The following is a 22,986-nucleotide window of genomic DNA, read 5'->3' on the forward strand; positions in this document are numbered from 1 at the left end:
GGCTCAGGAGGCCGCGTCCACCGCCTCCTCGTAGAGGGCCGCCACGGTGTGGTCGAAGGCGGCGCTGTAGGAGGTGTCGGGGCTGTCGCCGCCCTCCTGGTAGCCGCCGATGACGCCGACCACATGGCCGGTGGTGGTGCTGATCCACGGGCCGCCGCTGGTGCCGCCGGGGTAGCCGGGGCAGTCGACGACGCGCTGGTAGGGGCCCTGGCGGCCGGTGGTGTTGCCGCACAGGAGCGGCGCCTCGGTGCCGCTCGGGTACCCGTAGAGGCGGACGGTGACGCCGAAGGGCTCGTCGGTGCCGAGCTGGTTGGCGCCGACCACGTCCTCGATCCGGCGGCCGCCGTCGGACGCGGTCTCCAGGACGGCGAAGTCCTCGTCCTGGTCGCCGTCCCGCGACCAGCCGGTGGTGGTGTGGATCGCGGTGACCCGCCAGGTGCCGTAGGGGGCGGCGCCGTCGCGGTAGCCGGGGACGAAGGTGACGCCGGCGGCGCTGTCGAGGCAGTGGGCGGCGGTGATCAGCAGGTTCTTGGTGGTGCTGTGCAGCACGCTGGCGGTGCAGAAGTGCTCGCCCGCCGTGACCTTGCCGCTGAACAGGGCTCCCACGGTGGCGGATTCGGGCGTGGCCGGGGCCACCGCGGTGGTGCCGAGCGGGCCCGGGACGGCGACGGCGGCGGTGGCCGGGCCGGTGGGCGCCTCGGCGGCGGCCTGGTCGGTGGTGGCCTCGCCGCCGGCCCCGTCCGTGGGCGCCCCGGTGGTGGCCGGGGCCGCCGCGTGCGCCGCCGCGTCCGGCGCCGAGGCAGAGGACGAGGGCGCGGGCGAGGGGGACGACGTGGCGGCCGCCGGGGCGGTCACCGTCGGGCTGCCCGCCGCCGTCACCTCCGAGGTCACGCCGTGCGCGCCCGTGACGACGGCCGCCACGGTGAGCACCGAGAGCAGGGTGAGGAGGGTGGGGGCCAGAAGCCGGCGTCGGGGCTGAAGGCGACGGTGCTGGCCCATGCCTGGTCCTCCTGACCTGGATGTCGGTGCGAGTACCGTCCGACTATGGCCCAGGGAGCTGGGAGGGCTGTGATGTCCGGCTGGGAACCGGATGAGAAATCCTCCGCTCGGCGGCCCGGGGCCGGTCGGTCCCGAGGCGTCACCCCGGGTCCGGCGCCCCCGGCACGGCGGCGCCTCCCCGCTCCCGGGGTGGCCGGGAGCGGGGAGGCGCCGGAGGTCGACTGCGGGACCTCGGGGCATGTTTCAGTCGACGCGGGTACCGGGGCCGCGGCTCATCGGGCGCGCTGCCGGTGGCTCGGCGCCGCCGCCCCCGCGGTGGCCGTCGCGCCGGCCTGCGCGCCCGCCCCGGACACGGTCTCCCCGGTGGCCTCGCCGGGTGCCGGGCGGTGGTTGATCATCAGGAAGGCGATCAGCGCCGCCGCCAGCAGGATGCCCATCGCCACCCAGGTCGCGATCACGTACCCGTGCACCGCGCCCTGGGCCTGGACCTGGGGATTTCCTGCGATCCGGGTGGCCAGGTACGTCGCGGTGGCACTGGCCGCGATCGTGTTCAGCAGCGCCGTACCGACGGAACCGCCCACCTGCTGGGCCGAGTTGATGGTGGCCGACGCGGCGCCGGCCTCGTTCGGGGCGACGCCCAGGGTGGCCAGGCTCATCGCCGGCATGAACACCAGGCCCATCCCGAAGCCGAGCAGCAGCTCGGCGGGGAGCACCATGCCGGCCCACGGACTGTCCACCTTCATCTGGGTCAGCCAGGCCATCGCGGCCGCGGCCAGCAGCAGCCCGGGCCCGATCAGGTTGCGCGAGGGCACCCTGGTCATCAGCCGGGCCGCGAACCCGGTCGAACTGATCACGATGGCGGCCGTCATCGGCAGGAAGGAGACGCCGGACATCACCGGCGAGAAGTGCTTGATCACCTGGAGGTAGTAGGTGAGGAACAGGAACAGGCCGAACATCCCGACCATCGCCAGGCCGATCGAGAGCGCGGCGCCGCCGCGGTTGCGCTCGCCCACGATGTGCAGCGGCAGCAGCGCGTGTTCGGTGCGCCGCTCCACCAGCACGAAGGCCACCAGCAGGAGCGCGCCGAGCACCAGCGAGCCCAGCACCAGCCAGTCCACCCAGCCCCGGCTGACCGCCTCGGACGTGCCGAAGACGATGGCGAGCAGGCCGCCGCAGCCCAGGAACGCGCCGGGCAGGTCGAGTTTGACCCGGCGGCCCTTGGCGACGTGGTCCGAGGTGAGGATCGAGAAGGCGGCGAAGGCCGTCGCGATGGCGATCGGGGTGTTCACGAACAGGCACCAGCGCCAGTTCAGGTACTCGGTCAGCAGGCCGCCCAGGAGCAGGCCGATCGCGGCGCCGCCGCCGGCGATGGCACCGAAGATGCCGAACGCCGTACTGCGTTCCCGTGGATCGCTGAAGGTGGTGGAGAGCAGGCCCAGGGCGGACGGCGCGAGGAGCGCGCCGAAGGCGCCCTGGAGGGCGCGGGCCGCGAACAGCATCGCCGATCCGGACGCGGCGCCGCCGATCGCGGAGGCGAGGGCGAAGCCGAGCAGGCCGATGATGAAGACGCGTTTGCGGCCGAAGAGGTCGCCGAGCCGGCCGCCGAGGAGCAGCAGGCCACCGAAGGCCAGCGTGTAGGCGGTGATCACCCACTGCCGGTTGGCGTCGGATATCCCGAGGTCCTTCTGGGCCGAGGGCAGGGCGATGTTCACGATGGTGATGTCGAGGACGATCATCAGCTGGGCGATGGCGATGACCGCCAATGCCCACCAGCGACGACTGTCCGCCGCCTTATGACCGGTGGCAGGGTGAGCAGACACTGGGGGAGCCTTCCGCAGGGGTTCGGAGAGGTCACGCAGTCGCCTTCCAGCCAAACGCTCCGCGCGGCGAGTGGCAAGGAAAAAGCTCACCAAATCGGACGAATAGGACTAATTGACCACTGGCCCGGGACCGCGGGACCAGACCCGCCCCGGCCGGAGGCGGCGAAGAGCCCCCGGGTGCCCCTGCACCCGGGGGCAGTGCCGTCGGCCGCCCGGGCCGGGGCACCCGCCGTCGCCGGCACCGCACTACAGCGCGGCCAGCTCCGCCACCAGGTCGTCCAGCCCCAGCGAGCCCTGCGAGAGCGCCGCCATGTGCCAGGCCTTGAGGTCGAACTCCTCGCCGCGCGCCTCGTGCGCCGCCCGGGCCGCCGCCCGGCCGCGCTGCCAGGCCCGCTCGCCGAGCTTGTAGCCGATCGCCTGGCCGGGCATGCCGAGGTAGCGGACCAGCTCGCTGTCCAGGACCTCCGGCGCCAGCCCGCAGTACCGGCCGAAGAACTCCCGGGCGGCGTCCGGCAGGACCGCCTCGCCCGGGCGGAACGGGGAGTCCGCGGGGAAGTCCAGCCCGACGTGCATGCCGATGTCGACGATCACCCGCAGCGCGCGCATCATCTGGGCGTTGAGGTAGCCGAGCCGGTGGCCCGGGTCGGTGAGGTAGCCCAGCTCGTCCATCAGGCGCTCGGCGTACAGCGCCCAGCCCTCCATGTTGGCGCTCACCCCGCCGATGCTGACCTGGTAGGTGGAGAGCCGGTCGGCGACGTAGTTCCACTGCGCGAGCTGCAGGTGGTGGCCGGGAACGCCCTCGTGGTACCAGGTGGAGACGAGGTCCCAGACCGGGAAGCGCTCCCGGCCGATGGTCGGCAGCCAGGTCCGCCCCGGGCGGGTGAAGTCCAGCGACGGCGAGGTGTAGTACGGCGCGGCCGCGCTGCCCGCCGGGGCGATCATCGACTCGACCCGGGTGACCGGCTCGGCCAAGTCGAAGTGGGTGCCCTGGAGGTCGCGGATCGCCCCGTCCATCAGCCCCTGGAGGTACTCACGCGTCGCTTCGGCGCCCTGGACGGCGGGGCCGTCGCTCTCCAGCCACCGCATCGCCTCCATCGGGGTGGAGCCGGGGAGCACCTTCTCGGCCTCCGCCTCCATCTGGGCGAGCAGGCCGTGGAACTCCTGCCAGGCCCAGCCGTACGCCTCGTCCAGGTCGAGGTCGGCGCCGGTCCAGTAGCGCACCCACCGGCCGTAGCGCTCGCGCCCGATGGTGTCGGAGGTGCCGGCGGCGGCCGGGCCGTAGACGTCGCGCAGCCAGTCGCGCAGCGCTGCCACCGCGGCGGCAGCGGCGGCGGCGGGCCCGGCCAGCTCGGCGCGCAGCCCCTCGGGCGCCTGCCGGACGAAGACGCCGAACCAGCCGGCCTCGTCCCCCTCCAGCCAGTCACCGAGCTGCTCGACCACGGTGCTCACCTGACGGGGGCCGGAGAGCAGACCGCGCTCGATGCCCGCGGCGAGGGTGGCCCGGTACTGCTCCAGCGTGAGGGGCACCCGGGCCAGCCGGCGCCCGATAACCGCCCACTGCTGCTCGGTGTCGGCGGGCATCAGGGTGAAGACGTCCCGCACGTTGTGGACCGGTGAGGCCAGGTTGCGAACCGCGCGGAAGCCCTCCCCCGCGTCGTGGACGGCGAGCGAGGCGGTGAGCCGCTCGCGCAGCAGCCGGGCGCAGCGGCGCTCGGCCTCGTCCTCGGCAGCTCCGGCCCGCTCCGCGTCCGCGAGCCGGGCGAGCGTGCGGCGGCCGAGTTCGGCGAGCGCCTCGTCACCGGCCGGGGAGAGGTCGGGGAGTCGGTCGTCGTCGAGGTTGAGCCCGAGGTACACCGCGGTCAGCGGGTCGAGCTCGGCCAGGGCCTGCACGTAGTCGTCGGCAATACGGCGCGGGGTGGTGCCGTCGGAGCTGATCAGTTCTTCAACCATCCGGACATCATTTCGCGGCCCGGGCCGATTGCAAGCCCCTACCCTGTGGCATGGACCGGCCATTTCAGACCTCCGCCCGGCGCTCCCGCCTGCGCCGGAGCAGCAGTCCCGGGTCCCACCTGGACCGGCCGCGGGCGAACCGGAAGAAGCAGAGGCCGATCAGCACCGCGCAGAAGTGTCCGAGGTCCGTGAAGGTGTGCGAACCGACCAGCGGCACCAGGTAGAAGACCAGCACGCCGAGCCCATACAGCAGCCGCCAGCGGCCGGCGAAGCGGTACGTCAGCACGGCGACCACACCGGCCAGCGCGTACGAGACGCCGACGTCCACCGTGCCGGCCAGGCTCTCCCCCAGCCGGCCGCGCATGATGCCCCGGGCGACCACCCCCTCGCTGACGAGGGTGGCCAGCACGTGGGCGGTGGCGGCCACCGTGAACCAGCGCGGCGTGCCCAGCCAGCGCTCCGCGTTGGCGTGGAAGAGGGTGAACAGCACGAAGTAGAGGAGGAAGCTCGACTGCTCCGTCCAGAGCGCGCTGGCCACCAGGACGTGCACCGGGTCCGAGCGGAGGTTCTCCAGGTTGGTCGAGCGGGCGGCCAGGAACCAGTCCAGCCGCGCCGGGTCCATCCGCGCCACCACGAAGCCCGTGGCCGCCAGGAGCAGCAGCCACAGGTACGTCCCGGGCGCCGACCGGACCCACCGGAGGACCGCGCCCGGCACCCGGCGCACGGCCGCCGTCCACTGCACTGCCCGCGCCATCCGGCGGCCCTCCTCGAAGCGACGGCGACGATCCGTCCCCATGGTCGGCGCCCGGCCCGCCGTGCGGCGGGCCGACCCGCCGGGGCGGGCGGTCGCGGAGCGGCGGCGGGTCACGAGCGGGCCGGGGCAGGTCGGGGCGGCGGGGGCCGGGGCGGCCGGGTGGCTGGGGCGGCCGGGGCGCCCGGGCGGCAAACATCCGTTCGGAATGATCGGTGCAGGCAAGGATCCGATCGGACCGGCGACCATTACGCTGACCGCCATGGAAGCCAGCTCAGCGCCCGTCCCACCATCCTCCGAGGCCCGGCCGCGGCGCAGCGGGTACCGGCGGCTGACGGTGCAGCAGCGACGGGACCAGCTGATCGCGGTCGCCCTGGAGCTGTTCGCCTCGCGGCCGCCGGACGAGGTGAGCCTGGACGACGTGGCGGAGGCCGCCGGGGCCTCCCGGCCGCTGGTGTACCGCTACTTCGCGGGCGGCAAGCAGCAGTTGTACGAGGCCGCGCTGCGCACCGCCGCGGAGGAGCTGACCAGCCGGTTCACGGTGCCGCTGACCGGGAGCCCGACCGAGCAGCTGGCCGCCGTGCTGGAGAGCTACTTCGCCTTCGTGGCCGAGCACGACGCCGGATACTCGGCCCTGCTGCGCGGCGGCTCGGTGGTGGAGACGCAGCGCACCTCGGCGATGGTGGACGACGTCCGGCGGGCGGCGCTCAAGCGGACCCTGCGCCACCTCGGGGTCCGGGAGGCCGGGCCGCGGCTGACGCTGCTGGTGCGCTCGTGGATCGCGGTGGTCGAGGGCACCTCGCTGACCTGGCTGGACGAGGGCCGCGCGCTGCCGGTGGACGAGCTGCGGGAGTGGCTGGTGGACCAGTTCGTGGCGATGGCCGCGGCGACGGCGCTGCACGATCCGCAGACGGCGCAGGTGCTGACCGCGCTGCTGGCGCTGGAGGGCCCGGACGCACCACGGACCGCCCGGCTGCGGGCCGCGCTCGGCGGCTGAGGCGCGGGGCGCGGCGGTTCTTCGCGGGCGGGTCCGGCTCGCTCTCGCGGCCCGACCCGCGACCCCCGTGCCCGGGGTCGGGGTCGGGCCGCCCGGACGTCAGGCCTTGCCGAGCACCTGACGCTGGCGGCCCAGCCCGTCGATCTCGATCTCCACGACGTCCCCGGCGGTCAGGAACGGGGTGCCCGGGTGGCCCAGGGTGACGCCGGCCGGAGTGCCGGTGACGATCACGTCCCCCGGCTCCAGCACCATGAACTGGCTGACGTACCGGACGATCTCCAGCACCGGGAAGATCATCTCGGCGGTGGAGCCGTCCTGCCGCAGCCCGCCGTTGACCCAGAGGCGCAGCCGCAGCCGCTGCGGGTCGGCGACCTCGTCCGCGGTGACCAGCCAGGGGCCGAGCGGCGTGAAGGTCTCCGCCGACTTGCCCTTGTCCCACTGGCCGCCGCGCTCCAGCTGGAAGGCCCGCTCGGTGACGTCGTTGGCGATCGTGTAGCCCGCGATCGCCTCCGCCGCCTCCCGGTGGCCGGCCAGGTACCGGGCGGTGCGGCCGATCACGATCGCCAGTTCGGCCTCGTAGTCGGTCTTCTCGCCGCCCCGGGGCACCAGTACCTCGTCGTACGGGCCGACCACGGTGTTGCTCGGCTTGAGGAAGATCACCGGCTCGTCCGGGATCGCCGCGCCGGCCTCGGCGGCGTGGTCCCGGTAGTTGAGCCCGATCCCGACCACCTTGCCCGGCCTGGTGACCGGAGCGCCGACCCGCTGCCCGGCGAGGTCGGCCACCGGCAGCAGGCCGGCGGCCGCGTCGCGGGCCAGCGCGGCCGGGTCGAGCCCGGCCAGGAAGGCGCCGTCGATGTCCCGGGCGTGCCCGGAGAGGTCGTACGCGGTGCCGTCGTGGCCCAGCGCGATCGGACGCTCGGCGCCCGGTGGTCCGACACGGAGGAGCTTCATCTGAGCGTCACCACCACTTTCGTCTCAGCTCGCCGGTACGGCCACACACACCGCACCGAACTCTTGTTGCGAGGTATATCAACGGCTGCCGCCTGCGAACCAGACAGTCCAGCTCGGCGAATTCCTATCAATCCCCACAACCCGGAGCAGCACCGAATCAGGTGCCCGTACGGTTGACAGCCCCCGGCCCGGGCGACGGCCGGGCGGCACGGGGCTCCACCGCGGGGCTCGACCACAGGGCTCCACCGTGGGCGGACGGGCCTCCGCCCGGGGTGAACGCGCGGGGCGGCGGCCCGGCGCCGGTCGGTCGTCGGCTGCCGCCGCCCGGGGCGTCAGTCGCTGTGCGCGGGGCCGCCGAGGAGCTGGTCCAGGGGTTGCGCCCGGGCCGGGCCGGGGCCGGCCTCGTCGCGCTCCCGCTCCCAGCGGTCGAGGTCGCGCAGGACGTCGGCGTGCGCCCTCGGCTCGCCGGACAGGGCCGGGGCCAGCTCGCGCAGCAGCGCGGCGGCGGCGCCCGGGCTGCCGGCGCGGGCCAGCCAGAGGGCGAGGTCGTGACAGGTGCGCAGGGTGCGGAGGTCGGCCGGGCCGAAGCTGCGGGCGAACCGCGGGATCAGCTCGGTCAGCATCCGGACGGCCTCCTCGGGCCGGCCCTCCACGCCGTACTCCCAGGCCCGGTCGGCCCGCTGCCGCAGCGCCTCGGGCGGCTCGGCCGGCGGGGCCGGGGCGACCGGGGTGCTCTGCCCGACCGGGGTGCTCTGCCCGACCGGGATCTCGCGCAGCCGGCGGCGCACCTCGGCGGCGTCGGCGGGCCGGTCGGCCGGGTCCTTGGCGAGCAGTCGGCCGATCAGGGCGGCGAGCGCCGGGTAGGGGGTGCGCACCGGCGGCGGCGGGTCGTTGAGGTGCTGGTACATCATGGTGACCGGCGATCCGGCGTTGAACGGGCGCTGTCCGGTGCAGAGTTGGAAGAGCACCACGCCGAGCGCGTAGAGGTCGGCCCGGCCGTCGATGGCGCCGCCGGCCCAGCACTCGGGAGCCAGGTACGGCGGGGTGCCGATGACCACACCGGTCGACGTGAGCCCGGTGCCCGACTGGGTGAGCAGCCGGGCGATGCCGAAGTCCAGCACCTTGGCCTCACCGCTCTCGGCGATCATGATGTTCTCCGGCTTGATGTCCCGGTGCACCACGCCCGAACGGTGGGCGGCGTCCAGCGCCTTGCAGACCTGCCGGGCCCACTTCAGCGCGAGCGCCGGGTCGGGCGTGCCCTCCTTGAGCACCGCGGACAGCGGGCGGCCGCGGACCAGCTCCATCACCAGGTAGTGGGTGGACCAGGCGCCCTGCTGGACCCGGCCGTAGTCGTGCAACGTGACGATGTGCGGATTGGACAGGCTGCCGGCGGTCTTGGCCTCGCGGACGAACCGCGCGACCGCCTCCTCGTCGCTCGCCTTCTCCTCGGAGAGGACCTTGACCGCGACCGCCCGCCCGATGTTGTTGTCGTGGGCCGCCCAGACCACCCCGAAGCCGCCCCGGCCGAGCGTCCGGTCCAGCCGGTAGCGGCCGTCCAGAACCTCCCCAGCCCTCATGTCTCCCCCAACCCCCGGGTGCACCGGATACGAACAGCGTCCACCGTGACCGGGGCCACCATAGCGTCGGCGGAGGACATGGGGGTGAACGGGCTACGGCTTGGGCTTGGGCAGGCCGGGCGGGTTGATCTCGGAGGTCTGGACGGCCTCGCCGTCGAGACCCCAGCGCTTCAGCGCCTGGCCGTAGGTGCCGTTCTTGATGATCTCGTTGATCGCCCCGTTCAGTGCCTGGACCAGCCCGTTGTCCTTCTTGGTGGTCGCCGCGATCTTCCCCAGGACGTCCGCGCCACCGCCGGAGTAGGTGCCGACCACCTCGGTCTCACCGGTCTGCACGGCGTGGAAGGCCGAGCTCGGGTTGGGGCCGACGTAGGCGTCGATCCGGCCGGAGGAGAGCGCCAGGTAGTAGTCGGAGGAGCTCTGGAAGTACTTGATGTCGGCCGGCTTGAGGCCGTTCTTCACGTTCTCCTCGTTCCAGGAGATCAGCAGCTTCTCCTGGTTGGTGCCGGAGGAGACGGCGATCGTCTTGCCGGCCACGTCCTTGGGGCCGGCGACCTTCCAGCCGGTGCCCTTCTTCGCCTCGAAGCCGAGGATGTCCAGCCGGTAGGTGGCGAAGTCGTACTTCTCCTTGCGGGCCTCGGTGACGGTGATGTTGGTCATGCCGACGTCGAACTTGCCGCTGTCCAGGCCCACGAAGACGTTCTCCCAGGAGACCGGGTTGAACTCGACCTTCAGGCCGAGGACGTCACCGACCAGCGAGGCGAGGTCGGGCTCGACCCCGATGATGGTCTTGTCGTCGTTCGCGTAGAAGTCCAGCGGCGGCGTGGTACCAAGCGAGTTGGCGACCGTCAGCGTCCCTCTCTTTCTGACCTCCTCCGGAACCAGCGCCGCGATGGCGTCCACCTTCGCCGTCGTGATGCGGTTCTGATTCGGCGTCAGGTTCACCGTGGTGCCGTTGGGCGCGGTACTGCCCTTCGCGGGGGCGAGCTCCGCGGCGGCGTCCGTGGAGCTGCCGCAGGCGGCGAGGGTGAGGGTGGCGGCGAGCGCGGCGGCGGCGGTCACGAGGGCGCGACGGGATAGGGACATGGCGGAACTCCTGATGGCTGGAAGAGGGTCGGGGAGCGGGAGGGGGTCGGCGAGGGGAGGTCGGCGAAGGGGATCGGCGAGGGGGGTCAGAGGACCTTGGCGAGGAAGGCGCGGGTGCGCTCGTGCTGCGGATCGTCCAGGACGGCCTTCGGCGGGCCCTGCTCGACCACCACCCCGCCGTCCATGAAGACCACGGTGTCGGCGACCTCGCGGGCGAAGCCGATCTCATGGGTCACCACGATCATGGTGGTGCCGGCCCGGGCGAGGTCCTTGATGACGTCCAGCACCTCGCCCACCAGCTCCGGGTCGAGCGCCGAGGTCGGCTCGTCGAAGAGCAGCACCTTCGGCTCCAGCGCCAGCGCCCGGGCGATCGCCACCCGTTGCTGCTGGCCGCCGGAGAGCTGGCGCGGGTAGGCGTCCGCCTTGTCGGCGAGACCGACCCGTTCCAGCAGCGCCAGCGCGGCCGCCCGGGCCTCGGCCTTGGGCCGGCGCAGCGCGCTGACCGGGGCCTCGATGATGTTCTCCACCACCGTGAGGTGCGGGAACAGGTTGAAGTTCTGGAACACGAAGCCGATGTTGGTGCGCTGGCGCAGGACGTCGCGCTCCCTGAGCTCGTGCAGCCGGTCGCCGGAGCGGCGGTAGCCGATCAGCTCGCCGTCGATCGCGACGAAGCCGCGGTCCAGCTTCTCCAGGTGGTTGATCGAGCGCAGCAGCGTCGACTTGCCGGAGCCGGAGGGGCCGAGCACCACCGTCACCGATCCGGCCGGCACGTCGAGGTCGACGCCGCGCAGCACGGCGAGCGGGCCGAAGCTCTTGTGCAGGCCCCTGACCTGCACCATGGGTTCCACGACGGGGGTGGTCACGAGCGTCCTCCGGTAGCGGTCTCGACGGGGGTGCGGTCGGCCCGCAGGCCCTGGACGAAGGCCCGGGCCCGCTGCAGCGGGGTGGGCGGCGGGGTGCGTTCGGCGCCCCGGGCGAAGTAGCGCTCGACGTAGTACTGGCCGAGCGACAGCACCGTGGTCAGCAGCACGTACCAGACGGTGGCCACCATCAGCAGCGGCACCACCCGGCCGGTGCGGCCGTAGACGACCTGCACCTGGTAGAAGAGCTCGCCGATGGCCATCACGTAGACCACCGAGGTGCCCTTGAACAGCGAGATCACCTCGTTGGCGGCGGCCGGCAGGATGCCGCGCATGGCCTGCGGCAGCACGATCCGCCAGGCCTGGCGCCAGCGCGGCACGCCCAGCGCGGCGGCGGCCTCGCGCTGCCCGCCGTCGACCGCGATGATGCCGCCGCGGATGATCTCCGCGGCGAACGCCGCCTGGTGCAGGCCCAGCCCCAGCACGGCGGCGCCGAGCGCGCCCAGCACCCCCATCGTCTCGAACTCGGCGAAGGTCGGGCCGAACGGGATCCCGATGCCGAACCGCTTGTAGAGGTAGGAGAGGTTGAACCAGAAGACCAGTTGCACGATCAGCGGGATGGAGCGGAACGCCCAGACGTAGGCCCAGGCGATGGACTGCAGGATCGCGCTGCGCGACAGCCGCATCGCCGCCACCACCGCACCCAGCAGGAAGCCCAGCAGCGTTCCGTAGAAGGTGAGTTCGATGGTGCGGCCGACGGCGCGCAGGATGGTGTCGGCGGAGAAGTAGACCCGGAAGGTCGCCCAGTCCCAGCCGGGGTTGGTGGCCAGCCCGTGGGCGAACTGGAGCAGGACGACGACGGCGGCGAGGCCGGCCGCCCAGCGCCACGGGTGGCGGGCCCGGACGGTCCGCAGACCGGCCAGCTCGCCGAGGTCGACGCGCCCGGCCGGGGCGGCGGGCGCCTTGGTGGCGGTTCTTCCGGCCGGCGGACCGGCCTCGGTGGTGGTGATGCTCATGGGGGGATTCCTCCAACAGGCCCGGGGCCCGGACAGGGGGTCACACGTGCTCGGGCGGGCTGATCTGGGATTCCTTGATCGCCGAATCGACGACTCCCCACTTCTTGACGATCTTGTCGTACGTCCCGTCCTTGATCAGCTGGTTGACCGCCGCCTGGAAGGCCGGGGCGAGCGGGGAGCCCTTCTTGAACGCGAAGCCGACGTCCAGCCGGTGGAACTCGCCGAGGAACTTCGTCCCCGACGCCTCCTGGGACGCCTGGTAGCGCAGGCCGTTGATGGTCGACATCACGACGTCGATCCGCCCCTGCTGGAGGCCGGTCAGCGTGGCGCCGTTGTCGCTGAACGCCTTCACCTCGAAGGGCTTCTTGCCGGCGTCGGTGCAGACGTTCTTCTTGGCGTTCAGCGTGGTCTCGAAGGTGGTGCCGGCCCCGGTGCCGATGACCAGCCCGCAGAGCTGCGCGAGGTCGGTGACCGGCTGGACGCTGGTGTTGTCCTTCTTGACCGCGAAGCCCTGGCCGTCGTCGATGTAGGTGACGAAGTCGATGGTCTTCAACCGGACGGCGGTGACCCCGAAGTTGCCGGTGCCGACGTCGTACTTGCCGCTGCCCAGCGCGGGCAGGATGGTCTCGAAGGCGGCCTCCTCGCGCTCCACGGTCAGGCCGAGCACCTTGGCCACCGCGTCGGTGAAGTCGATGTCCACCCCGGCCGCCTTCTTGGTGGCCTGGTCGGCGTAGAAGGCGGCGGGCGGCGAGGCGATCGCCGAGCCGAACTTCACCGTCCCGGCCTTGCGGACGTCCTCGGGCAGCAGGGCGGCCGCCGCGTCCGACTTGGCGACGCCGGAGACGAGGTCCTGCGCGGCGGCGTCGACCGCCGCCTGGCCGGCGCCCGGCTGGGCGGCGGTCTTCGGGTCCGAACCGCACGCGGCCAGGGCCAGGACCGGCAGCAGGGCGGTGGCCGCGAGCAGGCGGCGGCGGACGGTGGTGGTTCTCACGGGAGGTGGGCGCCTTTCGGGGTCGGTGCGTGATGGGGTCGCGCGGGGGCCTCGGCCCGCTCGCTGTCGGTGCGGGCCGGCAGGGACTTCTCGAACGCCAGCGGGCCGATCTCCAGCGGATCGGCGTCGACGTCGAACAGCGGGGTGTAGCCGGTCGCCAGGTAGAGCCCCCTGGCCTCGGGCTGGCGCGGGCCGGTGGTGAGGAAGATCCGGGTGTAGCCGACCGCCCGCGCGGCCCGCTCCAGCTCGGCCAGCACCCGGCTGGCCAGCCCCCGGCGGCGGTGCGCGGAATGCGTCCACATCCGCTTCACCTCGGCGGTCCGTTCGTCGTACCGCTTGTACGCACCGCCGGCCACCGGCTCGCCGTCCTCCAGCAGGAGCAGCAGTACGCCGGCCGGCTCCGCGAAGGCGTCCTTCGGGTACCGGCTCATCTCCTCCCGGGCATCCGGCCCGTAGCGGGTGACGTACTCGTGGGTGAGCTCCCGCAGCAGCGGCTCGACCAGGGGATCGTCGATCGTCACCCGGCGGACCTCGGTCGCCAGGCTGGTGCCGCTCACGCCTGGACCGCGATCAGCTGGTGGCGGTCGCGCTCGGCCCGGGCCTCCCGCTCGGCCGCCTCGGCCGCCTTCGCGGCGTCCCGCCGGGCGACCTCCTCGCGCACCAGCGGGATGACGTACCGGCCGAAGTCGATCGCGTCGTCGAGCAGCGCGTAGCCGCGCGCGGAGAGGATGTCCACGCCGAGGTCGTAGTAGTCGAGCAGCGCCTGCGCGACCGTCTCCGGCGTGCCGACCAGGGCGTTGGAGTTGCCGGCCCCGCCGGTGGCGGCCGCGGTCGGGGTCCAGAGCGCGCGGTCGTAGCGCTCGCCGGCCGCGGCGATCTCCAGCAGCCGCTGCGACCCGGTGTTCTCCGGGGTCCGGGCCGCGGCCGCACCGCGCCGGACCAGCTCGCCGGACTCCTTGCGGGCCCGGATCGCGTCCACCGTCCGGTACGCCTTCTCCCAGGCCAGTTCCTCGGTCGGCGCGATGATCGGCCGGAAGGCGACCTGGATGCGCGGCACGTCCGTCCGGCCGGCGGCCCGCGCGGCCTCCTTGACCCGCTCGATCTGCTCGGCGGTCCGGGCCAGCGGTTCGCCCCAGAGGCAGTAGATGTCCGCCTCCGCCCCGCCGGCGGCGTAGGCGGCCTCCGAGGAGCCGCCGAAGGAGACGCCCGGGCGCGGGGCCTGGACGGGGAAGACGTCCGAGACGAAGTCGTTGAAGCGGTAGTACTCGCCCTCGTGGTCGAAGGCCTCCGTGCTGGTCCACGCCTTCTTGACGATCCCGATGTACTCACGGGTGCGGGCGTAGCGCTGGTCCTTGGTCAGGAAGTCGCCCTCGCGCTGCTGCTCGTGGTCGTTGCCGCCGGTGATGAAGTGGACGGTGAGCCGCCCGTCGCTGATCCGGTCCAGGGTGGCGAAGGTCTTCGCCGCGTAGGTCGGGTAGGAGACGTTCGGCCGGTGGGCCAGCAGGATCTGGAGCCGGTCGAGCCGGGCCGCGAGGAACGCCGCGGCCGCCGCCGGGTCGGGGGCGCCGGCGCCGTAGGCGAACAGCACGCGGTCCCAGCCGTGGTCCTCGTGGGCCCGGGCCAGCCGCAGGGTGTAGTCGCGGTCGAAGGCCGCCGTGGAGCGGGGGGTGGTCTCCGAACCATCACCGGTGGCGGCGATGCCGAGGAATTCGACGGGCATGGTGACTGACCTTTCGGGTCGTACGGAATCCGGCGGCTGCGGGTGGGCAGACCGGAAAAGGCCGTGGCAGAGCCAGGCTTGGAGCACGGAGCGGGGAGCAGGGAGCACGGAGCGAGAAGGCCGAGCGGGGAGCGCGGAGCGAAGAGGGCCGAGCGGGAGGGCGGAGCGGAGCGCGCGGATCGACGGGCACGGGCACGTGACGGTGACGACGGCGGCGAAGACGTCGGCGGAAGGGCGACGGAGAACTGCCGGAGTGCAGTGGGGTACGGAAGGCTGAAGGCGGCAGCGTGCGCCTGAAACGGCCGTCCGTACGGGACTGGACGGCCTACCCGGCCCGCGACGGGGCACCGAGGGAGAGGTCTCCGCGAGGAGGGCCTCCGAGGGAGGAGGCTCCTAGGAGGACAGGGCCGGCTGGACGGCCCGCTGCCGGGTCAGCCGCGACACGCCGCGGACCACACCCGACCGAAGTCGATGTGGTCGCGGGTGACCAGGAGCTGCTCGGCGTACATGAGCACAAGTTGAGCAGTGAAGGATGCGCGGCGTCAACCACCGTCCATTACCGCTCTGTTGCGATCACTTGTCGCCGTGTGCCCCGGCGGCACCACCCTTGACAGCCCTCGTTCGCGCATGCGTACGATCAATGCGGAGAGCAGTGCGGAGCCGGTCGCGTTGAGGGACGCGAGCCGGCCCGACGGCCGTACGTGACCACCCCCGTACCTCCCGCCTGCCCGCAGCTTCCGCCTGGAGCCTCCTCATGGCCACCCCGCAGGACGTCCTTCCCGCGCCCTCCCTCACCGAGAACCCCGTGCCGGCCCCGGAGCCGCCCGTCGGCGCCGTCGTCGACCCCTCGGCCCGGCTCGTCGCCCGCCGCCGGCCCGGCCAGTGGGTCTCCGCCGCCGTCGCGCTGCTGCTGTTCGCGATGGCCCTCAGTTCGGTGATCCGCAACAAGGCCTTCCAATGGGACGTCGTCGCCGACTGGTTCACCGCCACCTCGGTCCTGAACGGCCTCACCCTGACCCTCTGGCTGACCGCCGTCACGCTCGGCCTCGGCTTCGTCCTCGGCACGGTGCTCGCCACCATGCGGCTCTCCAGCAACCCGGTGCTGCGCACCCTGAGCTGGACGTACATCTGGATCTTCCGCTCCACCCCGGCGCTGGTGCAGCTGCTGCTCTTCTTCAACATCGGCGCGCTCTACCCGACGCTCGGCCTGGGCATCCCGTTCGGCCCGGAGTTCGTCACCGTCCGGACCGTCAACCTGTTCGGACCCACCCTGACCGCCGTGGTCGGCCTGACCCTGCTGGAGGCCGCGTACGCCGCCGAGGTGGTGCGCGGCGGGATCCTCTCGGTCGACCGCGGCCAGCTGGAGGCCGCCTCGGCGCTCGGGCTGGGCCGGTGGCGGGTGCTGCGCCGGATCATCGTCCCGCAGGCGATGCGCTCGATCGTCCCCACCGCCGGGAACATGCTGATCAGCGCGCTCAAGGGCACCAGCATCATCAGCGTGCTGGCCGTCTCCGACCTGCTCTACTCGGTGCAGCTGGTCTACCTGCAGTCCTACCAGGTCATCCCGATGCTGATGGTCGCCACCATCTGGTACATCGTGATCACCACCGTGCTGTCCGTCGGCCAGTACTACGTCGAGCGGCACTACGCCAAGGGCGCCACCCGCGACGGCCTGCCACCCACCCCGCTGCAGAAGGCCCGCGCGGCCTGGCGCCGGCTGCGCGCCGCCGCCGACGCCCCGGCCGGGGCCGACGCCGCGACCGGCGCCAAGACCGCAGCCGGGGAGACGCGTTGACCACCCTGGTGATCGTCGGCGCCGGCCCGCGCGGTACCGGGCTGCTGGAGCGGATCGCCGCCAACGCGGCCGAACTCCTGCCCTCCGAGCGCCCGCTGGAGATCCACCTGGTCGACCCGCACCCGCCCGGCGCGGGCCGGATCTGGCGCTACGACCAGTCCCCGCTGCTCCGGATGAACTCGATGGCCGAGGACGTCACGATGTTCACCGACGAGCGGTCCACCATCGACGGACCGGTCCGCCCCGGGCCCTCGCTGGCCGAATGGGCCGCCCGGCAGCCGGAGTTCGCGCCCTACCGGGAGGTCGAGGACCCGGCGGTCCGGGCCGAGCTGGGCACCCTGGCGCCCACCGACTTCCCCACCCGCCGGGCCCAGAGCGCCTACCTGGACTGGGTGTTCCGCCGCGCCGTCGCCGACCTCCCGCCGCACATCACCGTCACCGTGCACCGGGACACCGTCCGCCGGGTCGAGGGCCCGGTGGACGGCCCGCAGCTGGTCCACCTCGGGGACCGGGTGCTCACCGCCGACCACGTCACCCTGACCCTCGGCCACCTCGACTCCGCCCCGCACCCCCGGTACGCCGCGGACGCCGGGTTCGCCGCCCGGCACGGCCGCTTCCACCTGCCGCCCGCCTTCTCCGCCGACGCCGACCTGAGCGGCATCGGCGCCGGCGAGCACGTCGTCCTGCGCGGCTTCGGGCTCGCCTTCGTCGACCTGGTCGCCCTGCTCACCGAAGGCCGGGGCGGCCGCTTCGAGGAGACGCCGGACGGCCCGGTCTACCGGCCCTCCGGCCGCGAGCCGGTGATCCACGTCGGCTCCCGGCGCGGGGTGCCCTACCACTCCAAGACCGGCTACCGGCTCCAGGGGCCGCCCGCCCCGCTCCCCCGCTACTTCGACGCGGCCGCCGTGGACGCCGTTCTCGCGCGCCCCGGACCGCTCGAACTGCGCCGCGACTTCTGGCCGTTGATGGCGAAGGACATCGGCTTCGGGCACTACCACGAACTGTTCCACGCCCACCCCGAACGCACCGCGCTCCCCTGGGCCGAGTTCCTCGCCGGCTACGACGCCCACGACTGGTACGCGCCCGAGCTCGCCCGGGTGATCGCCCGGGCCGTCCCCGACGAGGCCGACCGGCTGGACTTCGAACGGCTCGACTTCCCGCTGGCCGGTCTCGAACTCGGCTCCGCCGAGGAGCTCCAGCGCCATCTGCGCGGCTACATCGCCGAGGACGCCGACCGCCGCGCCGACCCGGCCCACAGCGCCGACCTCGGCGCCTTCCTCGCCCTGCTCTCGCTCTTCGGCCAACTGCCCCGCGTGCTGGCCTCCGGCCGGCTCACCGCCCGCTCGGTCGGCGAGGAGGTCGACGAGTGGTTCTTCGGCTACTTCAGCTACCTCGCCTCCGGCCCGCCCGGCTTCCGGCTGCGCCAGCTGCTCGCGCTCTCCGAGGCGGGCGTGGTCCGCTTCCTGGGCGCGGGCGTCCGGGTCGACCGGGACGAGGCGACCGGCACCTGGCGGGCGTCCGGTAGCACCGTGCCCGGGCACCGCGTCGAGGCCACCGCGCTGATCGAGGCGTACCTGCCCAAGCACGCGCTGGCCCGCACCCGGGACCCGGTCCTGCGGGACCTGCACCGCGCCGGGCGGATCGTGGAGGAGGTGGTCAGCGACGAGGAGCACACCCACCGCTCCGGGCTGCTCACCATCCGGCCCGGGGACAGCCGGGTCCTGGACCCGGCCCTGGACGGCGGGCCGCACCCGCGGCGCACCGCCCTCGGCCCGCACACCAGTCTGCGCGCGGCGGCCGCCTTCGCCCGGCCGCGCACCGACTCCCCGGGCTTTCGCCAGAACGACGCCGCCGCCCGGGCCATCCTGCGGGCCCTGGCGGCCGTCCCGGCAGCGGGTGGGCGGCCCACCGGGCGGCCCACCGCGCCGCTCGCGGCCCGCGTGGTCGGCCCGGGGCCCCGCCCGGCCGGCTCGGGGCCCGAACAGCTCCTCGACCAGGTCCTCGGCGGTGACGTGGTCCGGAGCTGACACGACGATCCGGCCCCCACTCGGCGTGATGCCGGTCCCGCGCTCCAGCGCGGTCAGGCAGGCACCGGCCTCCTGGCCCGAGGCGACGTCCCGGGCCAGGAGGGCGCCGGATCGGCACCACGGCCCCGGCCGGGGCGCTCCTGGCCCGGCGGGCCACCCGGGGCCGCGGCGCGCGGGCAGGCCCCGGCGCGCGGGCAGGCCCCGGCGCGCGGACAGCGCCGGCCGCTGCTGGTCAGCCGACAGGTCGTGCCGGCCCCGCGCGGTGGCCGGTCACCCGCGCCCCCGCCCCTCGAAGCGGCCGCGCCCCATCGACGCACCGTGCGGGGTCGGCCGGGACCGGTACCGGGATGGCCCGGACGACTCGAACGGGTGGAAGGATGGACGGCGGGCCACGCGACGGAGCGGCGGCCGGACGAGCACAGCCGAGGAGCGCAGTCATGGCCAAACCGGCCCCGCAGAGCGATCCCGCGCAGGACGCCCCCGTGGTGTCCGCGCCCCAGCACGCCGCGGCCGGACTGCCGGCGGTCGGCCACAGCCTCCGGATGGCCACCGAGCAGATGGGCGCCCGGCGCACCCTCGCCACCCTGCGCAAGGTCAACCAGCCGGACGGCTTCGACTGCCCCGGCTGCGCGTGGCCCGAGCCCGGGAAGACGCACACCGCCGAGTTCTGCGAGAACGGCGCGAAGGCCGTCGCCGAGGAGGCCACCGAGCGCCGGATCCGCGCCGAGTTCTTCGCCGCCCACCCGGTGGCCGAGCTGGCCGAACGCTCCGGCTACTGGCTCGGCCAGCAGGGCCGCCTCACCCAGCCGATGCTGCTGGACGAGGGCGCCACCCACTACACGCCGATCGCCTGGGACGACGCCTTCGCGCTGATCGCCGAGGAGCTGCGCGCCCTGGACACCCCGGACGGCGCGGCCTTCTACACCTCCGGCCGGACCAGCAACGAGGCCGCCTTCGCCTACCAGCTGTTCGCCCGCCGGCTGGGCACCAACAACCTGCCGGACTGCTCCAACATGTGCCACGAGTCCTCCGGCTCGGCGCTCACCGAGACGCTGGGCGTCGGCAAGGGCAGCGTCAGCCTCAAGGACCTCTACCAGGCCGACCTGATCATCGTGGCGGGCCAGAACCCGGGTACCAACCACCCGCGGATGCTCTCCGCCCTGGAGCGGGCCAAGCGCGCGGGTGCCACCGTCGTCAGCGTCAACCCGCTGCCCGAGGCCGGCCTCGAACGGTTCAAGAACCCGCAGAACGCCCGCGGCCTGGCCGGCCACGGCACCAAGCTGACCGACCTCTTCCTGCAGATCCGGCTCGGCGGCGACCTCGCCCTGTTCCGCGCGCTCAACCGGCTCGTCCTCGACGCGGACGGCGGCGTCGACGAGGAGTTCGTCGCGCGGCACTGCCACGGCTTCGTGGAGTTCGCCGCCGAGGCCCGGCAGACCCGGCGCGAGGAGGTGCTCGCCGCCACCGGCCTCCCGTGGGAGCAGATCGAGGAGCTGGGCCGCCTGGTGCTCTCCTCCCGGAAGATCATCGTCTGCTGGGCGATGGGCCTCACCCAGCACAAGCACGCCGTGCCGACCATCCGCGAGGTGGTCAACTTCCTGCTGCTGCGCGGCAACGTCGGACGCCCGGGCGCCGGGGTCTGCCCGGTGCGCGGACACAGCAACGTCCAGGGCGACCGGACGATGGGCATCTTCGAGCGGCCCTCGGCGGCCTTCCTGGACGCGCTGGGCGGCGAGTTCGGCTTCGAGCCGCCGCGGGCGCACGGCTACGACTCGGTGGACACCATCCGCGCGATGCGCGACGGCCGGGTGAAGGTGTTCTTCGCGATGGGCGGCAACTTCGTCGCCGCCACCCCGGACACCGAGGTCACCGAGGCGGCGATGCGCCGCTGCCGGCTCACCGTGCACGTCTCCACCAAGCTCAACCGCTCGCACGTGGTGACCGGGGCCCGGGCGCTGATCCTGCCCACCCTCGGCCGCACCGACCGGGACGTCACCGCCAGTGGCGCGCAGTTCGTCAGCGTCGAGGACTCGATGGGCCAGGTGCACTCCTCGCGCGGCGGCCTGCGCCCGCCGGCGCCGGGGCTGCTCTCCGAGGTGGCGATCGTCTGCCGGCTGGCCCGCGCGGCGCTCGGCCCCGGGGACGACGTCCCGTGGGAGGACTTCGCCGACGACTACGACACCCTGCGGGACCGGATCGCCCGGGTGGTGCCGGGCTTCGACGGCTTCAACGACAAGGTCCGCCGGCCCGGCGGGTTCACCCTGCCGCACGGGCCGCGCGACTCCCGGACCTTCCCGACCGCGACCGGGCTGGCCAACTTCACGGTCAACCCGCTCACCGCGCCCGAGGTCCCGCCGGGCCGGCTGCTGCTGCAGACGCTCCGTTCGCACGACCAGTACAACACCACGATCTACGGCCTGGACGACCGCTACCGCGGCATCACCGGCGGCCGCCGGGTCGTGCTGGTCAACCCCGTCGACGCCGCCGAGCTGGGCCTGACCGAGGGCGGGTACGTCGATCTGGTCGGCGAGTGGAAGGACGGCGTGGAGCGGCGCGCGCCGCACTTCAAGGTGGTCCACTACCCGGTGGCCCGCGGCGGGGCGGCGGCGTACTACCCGGAGACCAACGTGCTGGTGCCGCTGGACTCCACCGCGGACATCAGCAACACCCCGACCTCCAAGGCCGTGCTGATCCGCTTCGAGCCGGACAGCGGCGCGAGCTGAACCGGCCGACGGCCCGGGGCTCCCCGGGCCGTCGGGCCAAGCTAGTGCTGGCCCGCCGGCAGCGGGGTGGCCGAGGTGGAGCCCGGGGCCGAGGCGGTGGCCGAACCGGTACGGGTGCCGCTGGGCGAGCCCGCGGGAGTCCCGGCCGGCGTCCCGGTGGGGGTGCCCGTCGGGGTACCGGTCGGCGTTCCCGTGGGCGTCCCGGTGGGCGTGCCGGTCGGGGTGCCGGTCGGCGTCCCCGTCGGGGTCCCGGTGGGCGTGCCCGTCGGCGTCCCCGTGGGCGTCCCGGTCGGCGTCCCCGTCGGGGTGCCGGTCGGCGTCCCCGGGTCGGTCGGTGTGCCGGTGCCGGGCTGCGGGGTGCCGGGCGTCGGCGTCCCCGGGGTGGGCGTACCGGGCGCGGTCGGCGTGCCGGGCGCGGGGTTCGCCGCGTTCGGGTCGACCGGCACCTGGTTGGCCGGGCTCGGGGCGATCGGGGTGACGCTGTCCCAGCCCGCCGGGAGGTCCGGCACCTTCCAGGCACCGCCCGCCTCGTCCGAGGCGGTCTCCGGGTCGGGGCGGACGGCACCGAGGATCGGCATCGAGCCGATCGGCGACACCTTGATCACGGCGCCCGGACGGGGCGCCTGGACGACCAGCCCGCCGCCGATGTAGAGCGCGACATGGGTGGCGCCCTCGAAGTAGATGACCAGGTCACCGGGGCGCAGCTGGTTCAGGGCGACGTGCTGGAGCTGGGCCCACTGCTCCTGGCTGGTGCGCGGGATCGGCTTGCCGGCGTGCAGCCAGGCCTGCGAGGTGAGGCCGGAGCAGTCGAAGACGTCCGGGCCGGCGCCGCCCCACACGTACGGCTTGTTGAGCTGCGCCAGCGCGTACGCGACGGCGGCGCGGCCGGCCAGCGACGGGGTGCGCTCGCCCTTGCCGAGGGCGCCGGAGGCGAGGAAGGCCAGCTGGGCCTCGTCGGCCTTGGCCTTCTCCAGCTGCTCCAGCTCGGTGCGCTGGGCACCGGTGAGCGAGGAGACCAGCTGCTCGACGGCGGCCAGGTCGGTGGCGAGCTTGGCCTTGGCCGCGTCCTGCTGGGCGACCAGTGCCTGGGAGTTCTTCAGCGCCTCCTCGCTCTGCTTCTGCAGGCCGGTGAGCGCTTCGCGGTCGAGCTTGAGCCGGTCCAGGAACTCGGACTGCGAACGGCTCGCGGCGGAGAGCAGTTCGGCGATGGTGACGGCCTCGTACGGGTTCTGGGAGAGCAGCAGTTCGGCGTAGGCCGAGGTGGCGCCGTTGCGGTACTGGGCGGCGGCGAGCTGGGCGGCCACGTCGGTACCGGCGTCCACGAGCTTCTGCTGACGGTCCAGCCGGTCGCCCAGGTCGGTGACGGTGGCCTGCTGCTCGGCGACCTTGGTGACGGCGGCGTTGAACTGCTCGGTGGCGGCCTCCGCCCCCGTGTACAGCTCGTGCAGCCGGTCGAGCAGCGGCCCGAGGGTGGCCTTGGCCTCCGCGAGCGGGTCCGCGCCGGGCACGGCGGCCGGGGCGGTGATGCCCGGGTTGCCCGGGTCCGGCGCCGCGTAGGCGGCCTGGGCGGCCAGCGGCAGCGCCAGCGCGGCGGCCGCCAGGACGGCTCCGCAGCGCAGGGCGGCCCGCACCCACGGTCGTGTTCCGGCTGTCTCCGTGCGCTGTGCGGCCCCGCCCATGGATTCGTTCCTCCCCGCCCCTGCCGATCCCCGGGATGCCCGGATCC

Annotated in this window: 17 protein-coding genes; 4 read left to right on the forward strand and 13 right to left on the reverse strand. The window is 73.8% G+C overall.

From position 1 onward, the window contains the following. Positions 1 to 3 precede the first annotated feature (3 nt). From ABZ497_RS03470 to ABZ497_RS03485, 4 genes are all read right to left on the reverse strand, one after another. On the reverse strand, positions 4 to 999 hold the full coding sequence (locus ABZ497_RS03470; RefSeq protein ID WP_359803162.1) for a serine protease: 996 nt from the start codon (positions 997 to 999) through the stop codon (positions 4 to 6). A gap of 272 nt (positions 1,000 to 1,271) precedes the next feature. Further along, a complete protein-coding gene (locus ABZ497_RS03475; protein WP_359803163.1) occupies positions 1,272 to 2,819 on the reverse strand; it encodes an MFS transporter in 1,548 nt (515 codons plus the stop codon). Positions 2,820 to 3,065: 246 nt separating this feature from the next. Beyond that, the gene (locus ABZ497_RS03480; RefSeq protein ID WP_329489596.1) at positions 3,066 to 4,769 is read right to left on the reverse strand and encodes a DUF885 domain-containing protein; all 1,704 of its coding nucleotides are present in this window, start codon (positions 4,767 to 4,769) and stop codon (positions 3,066 to 3,068) included. A gap of 64 nt (positions 4,770 to 4,833) precedes the next feature. Next, positions 4,834 to 5,523: a rhomboid-like protein gene (locus ABZ497_RS03485; protein WP_359803166.1), complete on the reverse strand. Its 690-nt coding sequence runs from the start codon at positions 5,521 to 5,523 to the stop codon at positions 4,834 to 4,836. Positions 5,524 to 5,782: 259 nt separating this feature from the next. On the opposite strand from ABZ497_RS03485, the gene ABZ497_RS03490 reads away from it, so the two are divergent. Continuing rightward, complete coding sequence (locus ABZ497_RS03490; RefSeq protein WP_329489594.1) at positions 5,783 to 6,517, forward strand: TetR/AcrR family transcriptional regulator; 735 nt, start codon at positions 5,783 to 5,785, stop codon at positions 6,515 to 6,517. A 99-nt stretch (positions 6,518 to 6,616) separates the two neighbouring features. Here the strand turns inward: ABZ497_RS03490 and ABZ497_RS03495 are convergent, their stop codons facing one another. From ABZ497_RS03495 to ABZ497_RS03530, 8 genes are all read right to left on the reverse strand, one after another. Further along, positions 6,617 to 7,468, reverse strand: coding sequence for a fumarylacetoacetate hydrolase family protein (locus ABZ497_RS03495; RefSeq protein WP_359803168.1), 852 nt, complete (start codon positions 7,466 to 7,468; stop codon positions 6,617 to 6,619). A gap of 332 nt (positions 7,469 to 7,800) precedes the next feature. Beyond that, positions 7,801 to 9,045 (reverse strand): serine/threonine-protein kinase, encoded by a 1,245-nt coding sequence (locus ABZ497_RS03500; RefSeq protein WP_359803170.1) that lies wholly within the window; start codon positions 9,043 to 9,045, stop codon positions 7,801 to 7,803. Positions 9,046 to 9,138: 93 nt separating this feature from the next. Continuing rightward, complete coding sequence (locus tag ABZ497_RS03505; protein WP_359803172.1) at positions 9,139 to 10,128, reverse strand: ABC transporter substrate-binding protein; 990 nt, start codon at positions 10,126 to 10,128, stop codon at positions 9,139 to 9,141. A gap of 86 nt (positions 10,129 to 10,214) precedes the next feature. Next, complete coding sequence (locus tag ABZ497_RS03510; RefSeq protein WP_359803317.1) at positions 10,215 to 10,967, reverse strand: amino acid ABC transporter ATP-binding protein; 753 nt, start codon at positions 10,965 to 10,967, stop codon at positions 10,215 to 10,217. A gap of 20 nt (positions 10,968 to 10,987) precedes the next feature. Beyond that, the gene (locus ABZ497_RS03515) at positions 10,988 to 12,004 is read right to left on the reverse strand and encodes an amino acid ABC transporter permease (protein WP_352289325.1); all 1,017 of its coding nucleotides are present in this window, start codon (positions 12,002 to 12,004) and stop codon (positions 10,988 to 10,990) included. Between the two features lie 40 nt (positions 12,005 to 12,044). After that, entirely contained in the window at positions 12,045 to 12,995 is a 951-nt protein-coding gene (locus ABZ497_RS03520) for an ABC transporter substrate-binding protein (RefSeq protein WP_329489588.1), read from the reverse strand. After that, positions 12,992 to 13,552, reverse strand: coding sequence for a GNAT family N-acetyltransferase (locus ABZ497_RS03525; RefSeq protein WP_359803175.1), 561 nt, complete (start codon positions 13,550 to 13,552; stop codon positions 12,992 to 12,994). Before ABZ497_RS03525 ends, ABZ497_RS03520 begins: the two co-directional genes overlap by 4 nt. Continuing rightward, on the reverse strand, positions 13,549 to 14,715 hold the full coding sequence (locus tag ABZ497_RS03530) for an LLM class flavin-dependent oxidoreductase (protein ID WP_359803177.1): 1,167 nt from the start codon (positions 14,713 to 14,715) through the stop codon (positions 13,549 to 13,551). Before ABZ497_RS03530 ends, ABZ497_RS03525 begins: the two co-directional genes overlap by 4 nt. 754 nt (positions 14,716 to 15,469) lie before the next feature. Here ABZ497_RS03530 and ABZ497_RS03535 point away from each other — a divergent pair. The 3 genes from ABZ497_RS03535 to ABZ497_RS03545 all read left to right on the forward strand — a co-directional run bounded on the left by ABZ497_RS03535 (position 15,470) and on the right by ABZ497_RS03545 (position 21,260). Next, positions 15,470 to 16,510, forward strand: coding sequence for an amino acid ABC transporter permease (locus ABZ497_RS03535; RefSeq protein ID WP_359803179.1), 1,041 nt, complete (start codon positions 15,470 to 15,472; stop codon positions 16,508 to 16,510). Continuing rightward, entirely contained in the window at positions 16,507 to 18,537 is a 2,031-nt protein-coding gene (locus ABZ497_RS03540; RefSeq protein WP_359803180.1) for an FAD/NAD(P)-binding protein, read from the forward strand. The genes ABZ497_RS03535 and ABZ497_RS03540 overlap by 4 nt, the downstream gene beginning before the upstream one ends. Positions 18,538 to 18,974: 437 nt before the next feature. Then, positions 18,975 to 21,260, forward strand: coding sequence for an FdhF/YdeP family oxidoreductase (locus ABZ497_RS03545; RefSeq protein WP_359803182.1), 2,286 nt, complete (start codon positions 18,975 to 18,977; stop codon positions 21,258 to 21,260). Positions 21,261 to 21,301: 41 nt separating this feature from the next. On the opposite strand, the gene ABZ497_RS03550 is transcribed toward ABZ497_RS03545, so the two are convergent. Further along, positions 21,302 to 22,939 (reverse strand): NlpC/P60 family protein, encoded by a 1,638-nt coding sequence (locus ABZ497_RS03550; protein WP_359803184.1) that lies wholly within the window; start codon positions 22,937 to 22,939, stop codon positions 21,302 to 21,304. Positions 22,940 to 22,986 lie beyond the last annotated feature (47 nt).

Origin of the sequence: Kitasatospora sp. NPDC005751, from assembly GCF_040630835.1 — a bacterium.
GTDB lineage: Bacteria > Actinomycetota > Actinomycetes > Streptomycetales > Streptomycetaceae > Kitasatospora.

Bases quoted from the DNA above. Each gene is read 5' to 3' on its own strand.
- ABZ497_RS03470 (WP_359803162.1), bottom strand. From the start codon at position 999: ATGGGCCAGCACCGTCGCCTTCAGCCCCGACGCCGGCTTCTGGCCCCC.
- ABZ497_RS03480 (WP_329489596.1), bottom strand. From the start codon at position 4,769: ATGGTTGAAGAACTGATCAGCTCCGACGGCACCACCCCGCGCCGTATT.
- ABZ497_RS03485 (WP_359803166.1), bottom strand. From the start codon at position 5,523: ATGGCGCGGGCAGTGCAGTGGACGGCGGCCGTGCGCCGGGTGCCGGGC.
- ABZ497_RS03490 (WP_329489594.1), top strand. From the start codon at position 5,783: ATGGAAGCCAGCTCAGCGCCCGTCCCACCATCCTCCGAGGCCCGGCCG.
- ABZ497_RS03495 (WP_359803168.1), bottom strand. From the start codon at position 7,468: ATGAAGCTCCTCCGTGTCGGACCACCGGGCGCCGAGCGTCCGATCGCG.
- ABZ497_RS03500 (WP_359803170.1), bottom strand. From the start codon at position 9,045: ATGAGGGCTGGGGAGGTTCTGGACGGCCGCTACCGGCTGGACCGGACG.
- ABZ497_RS03505 (WP_359803172.1), bottom strand. From the start codon at position 10,128: ATGTCCCTATCCCGTCGCGCCCTCGTGACCGCCGCCGCCGCGCTCGCC.
- ABZ497_RS03510 (WP_359803317.1), bottom strand. From the start codon at position 10,967: ATGGTGCAGGTCAGGGGCCTGCACAAGAGCTTCGGCCCGCTCGCCGTG.
- ABZ497_RS03515 (WP_352289325.1), bottom strand. From the start codon at position 12,004: ATGAGCATCACCACCACCGAGGCCGGTCCGCCGGCCGGAAGAACCGCC.
- ABZ497_RS03530 (WP_359803177.1), bottom strand. From the start codon at position 14,715: ATGCCCGTCGAATTCCTCGGCATCGCCGCCACCGGTGATGGTTCGGAG.
- ABZ497_RS03535 (WP_359803179.1), top strand. From the start codon at position 15,470: ATGGCCACCCCGCAGGACGTCCTTCCCGCGCCCTCCCTCACCGAGAAC.
- ABZ497_RS03545 (WP_359803182.1), top strand. From the start codon at position 18,975: ATGGCCAAACCGGCCCCGCAGAGCGATCCCGCGCAGGACGCCCCCGTG.
- ABZ497_RS03550 (WP_359803184.1), bottom strand. From the start codon at position 22,939: ATGGGCGGGGCCGCACAGCGCACGGAGACAGCCGGAACACGACCGTGG.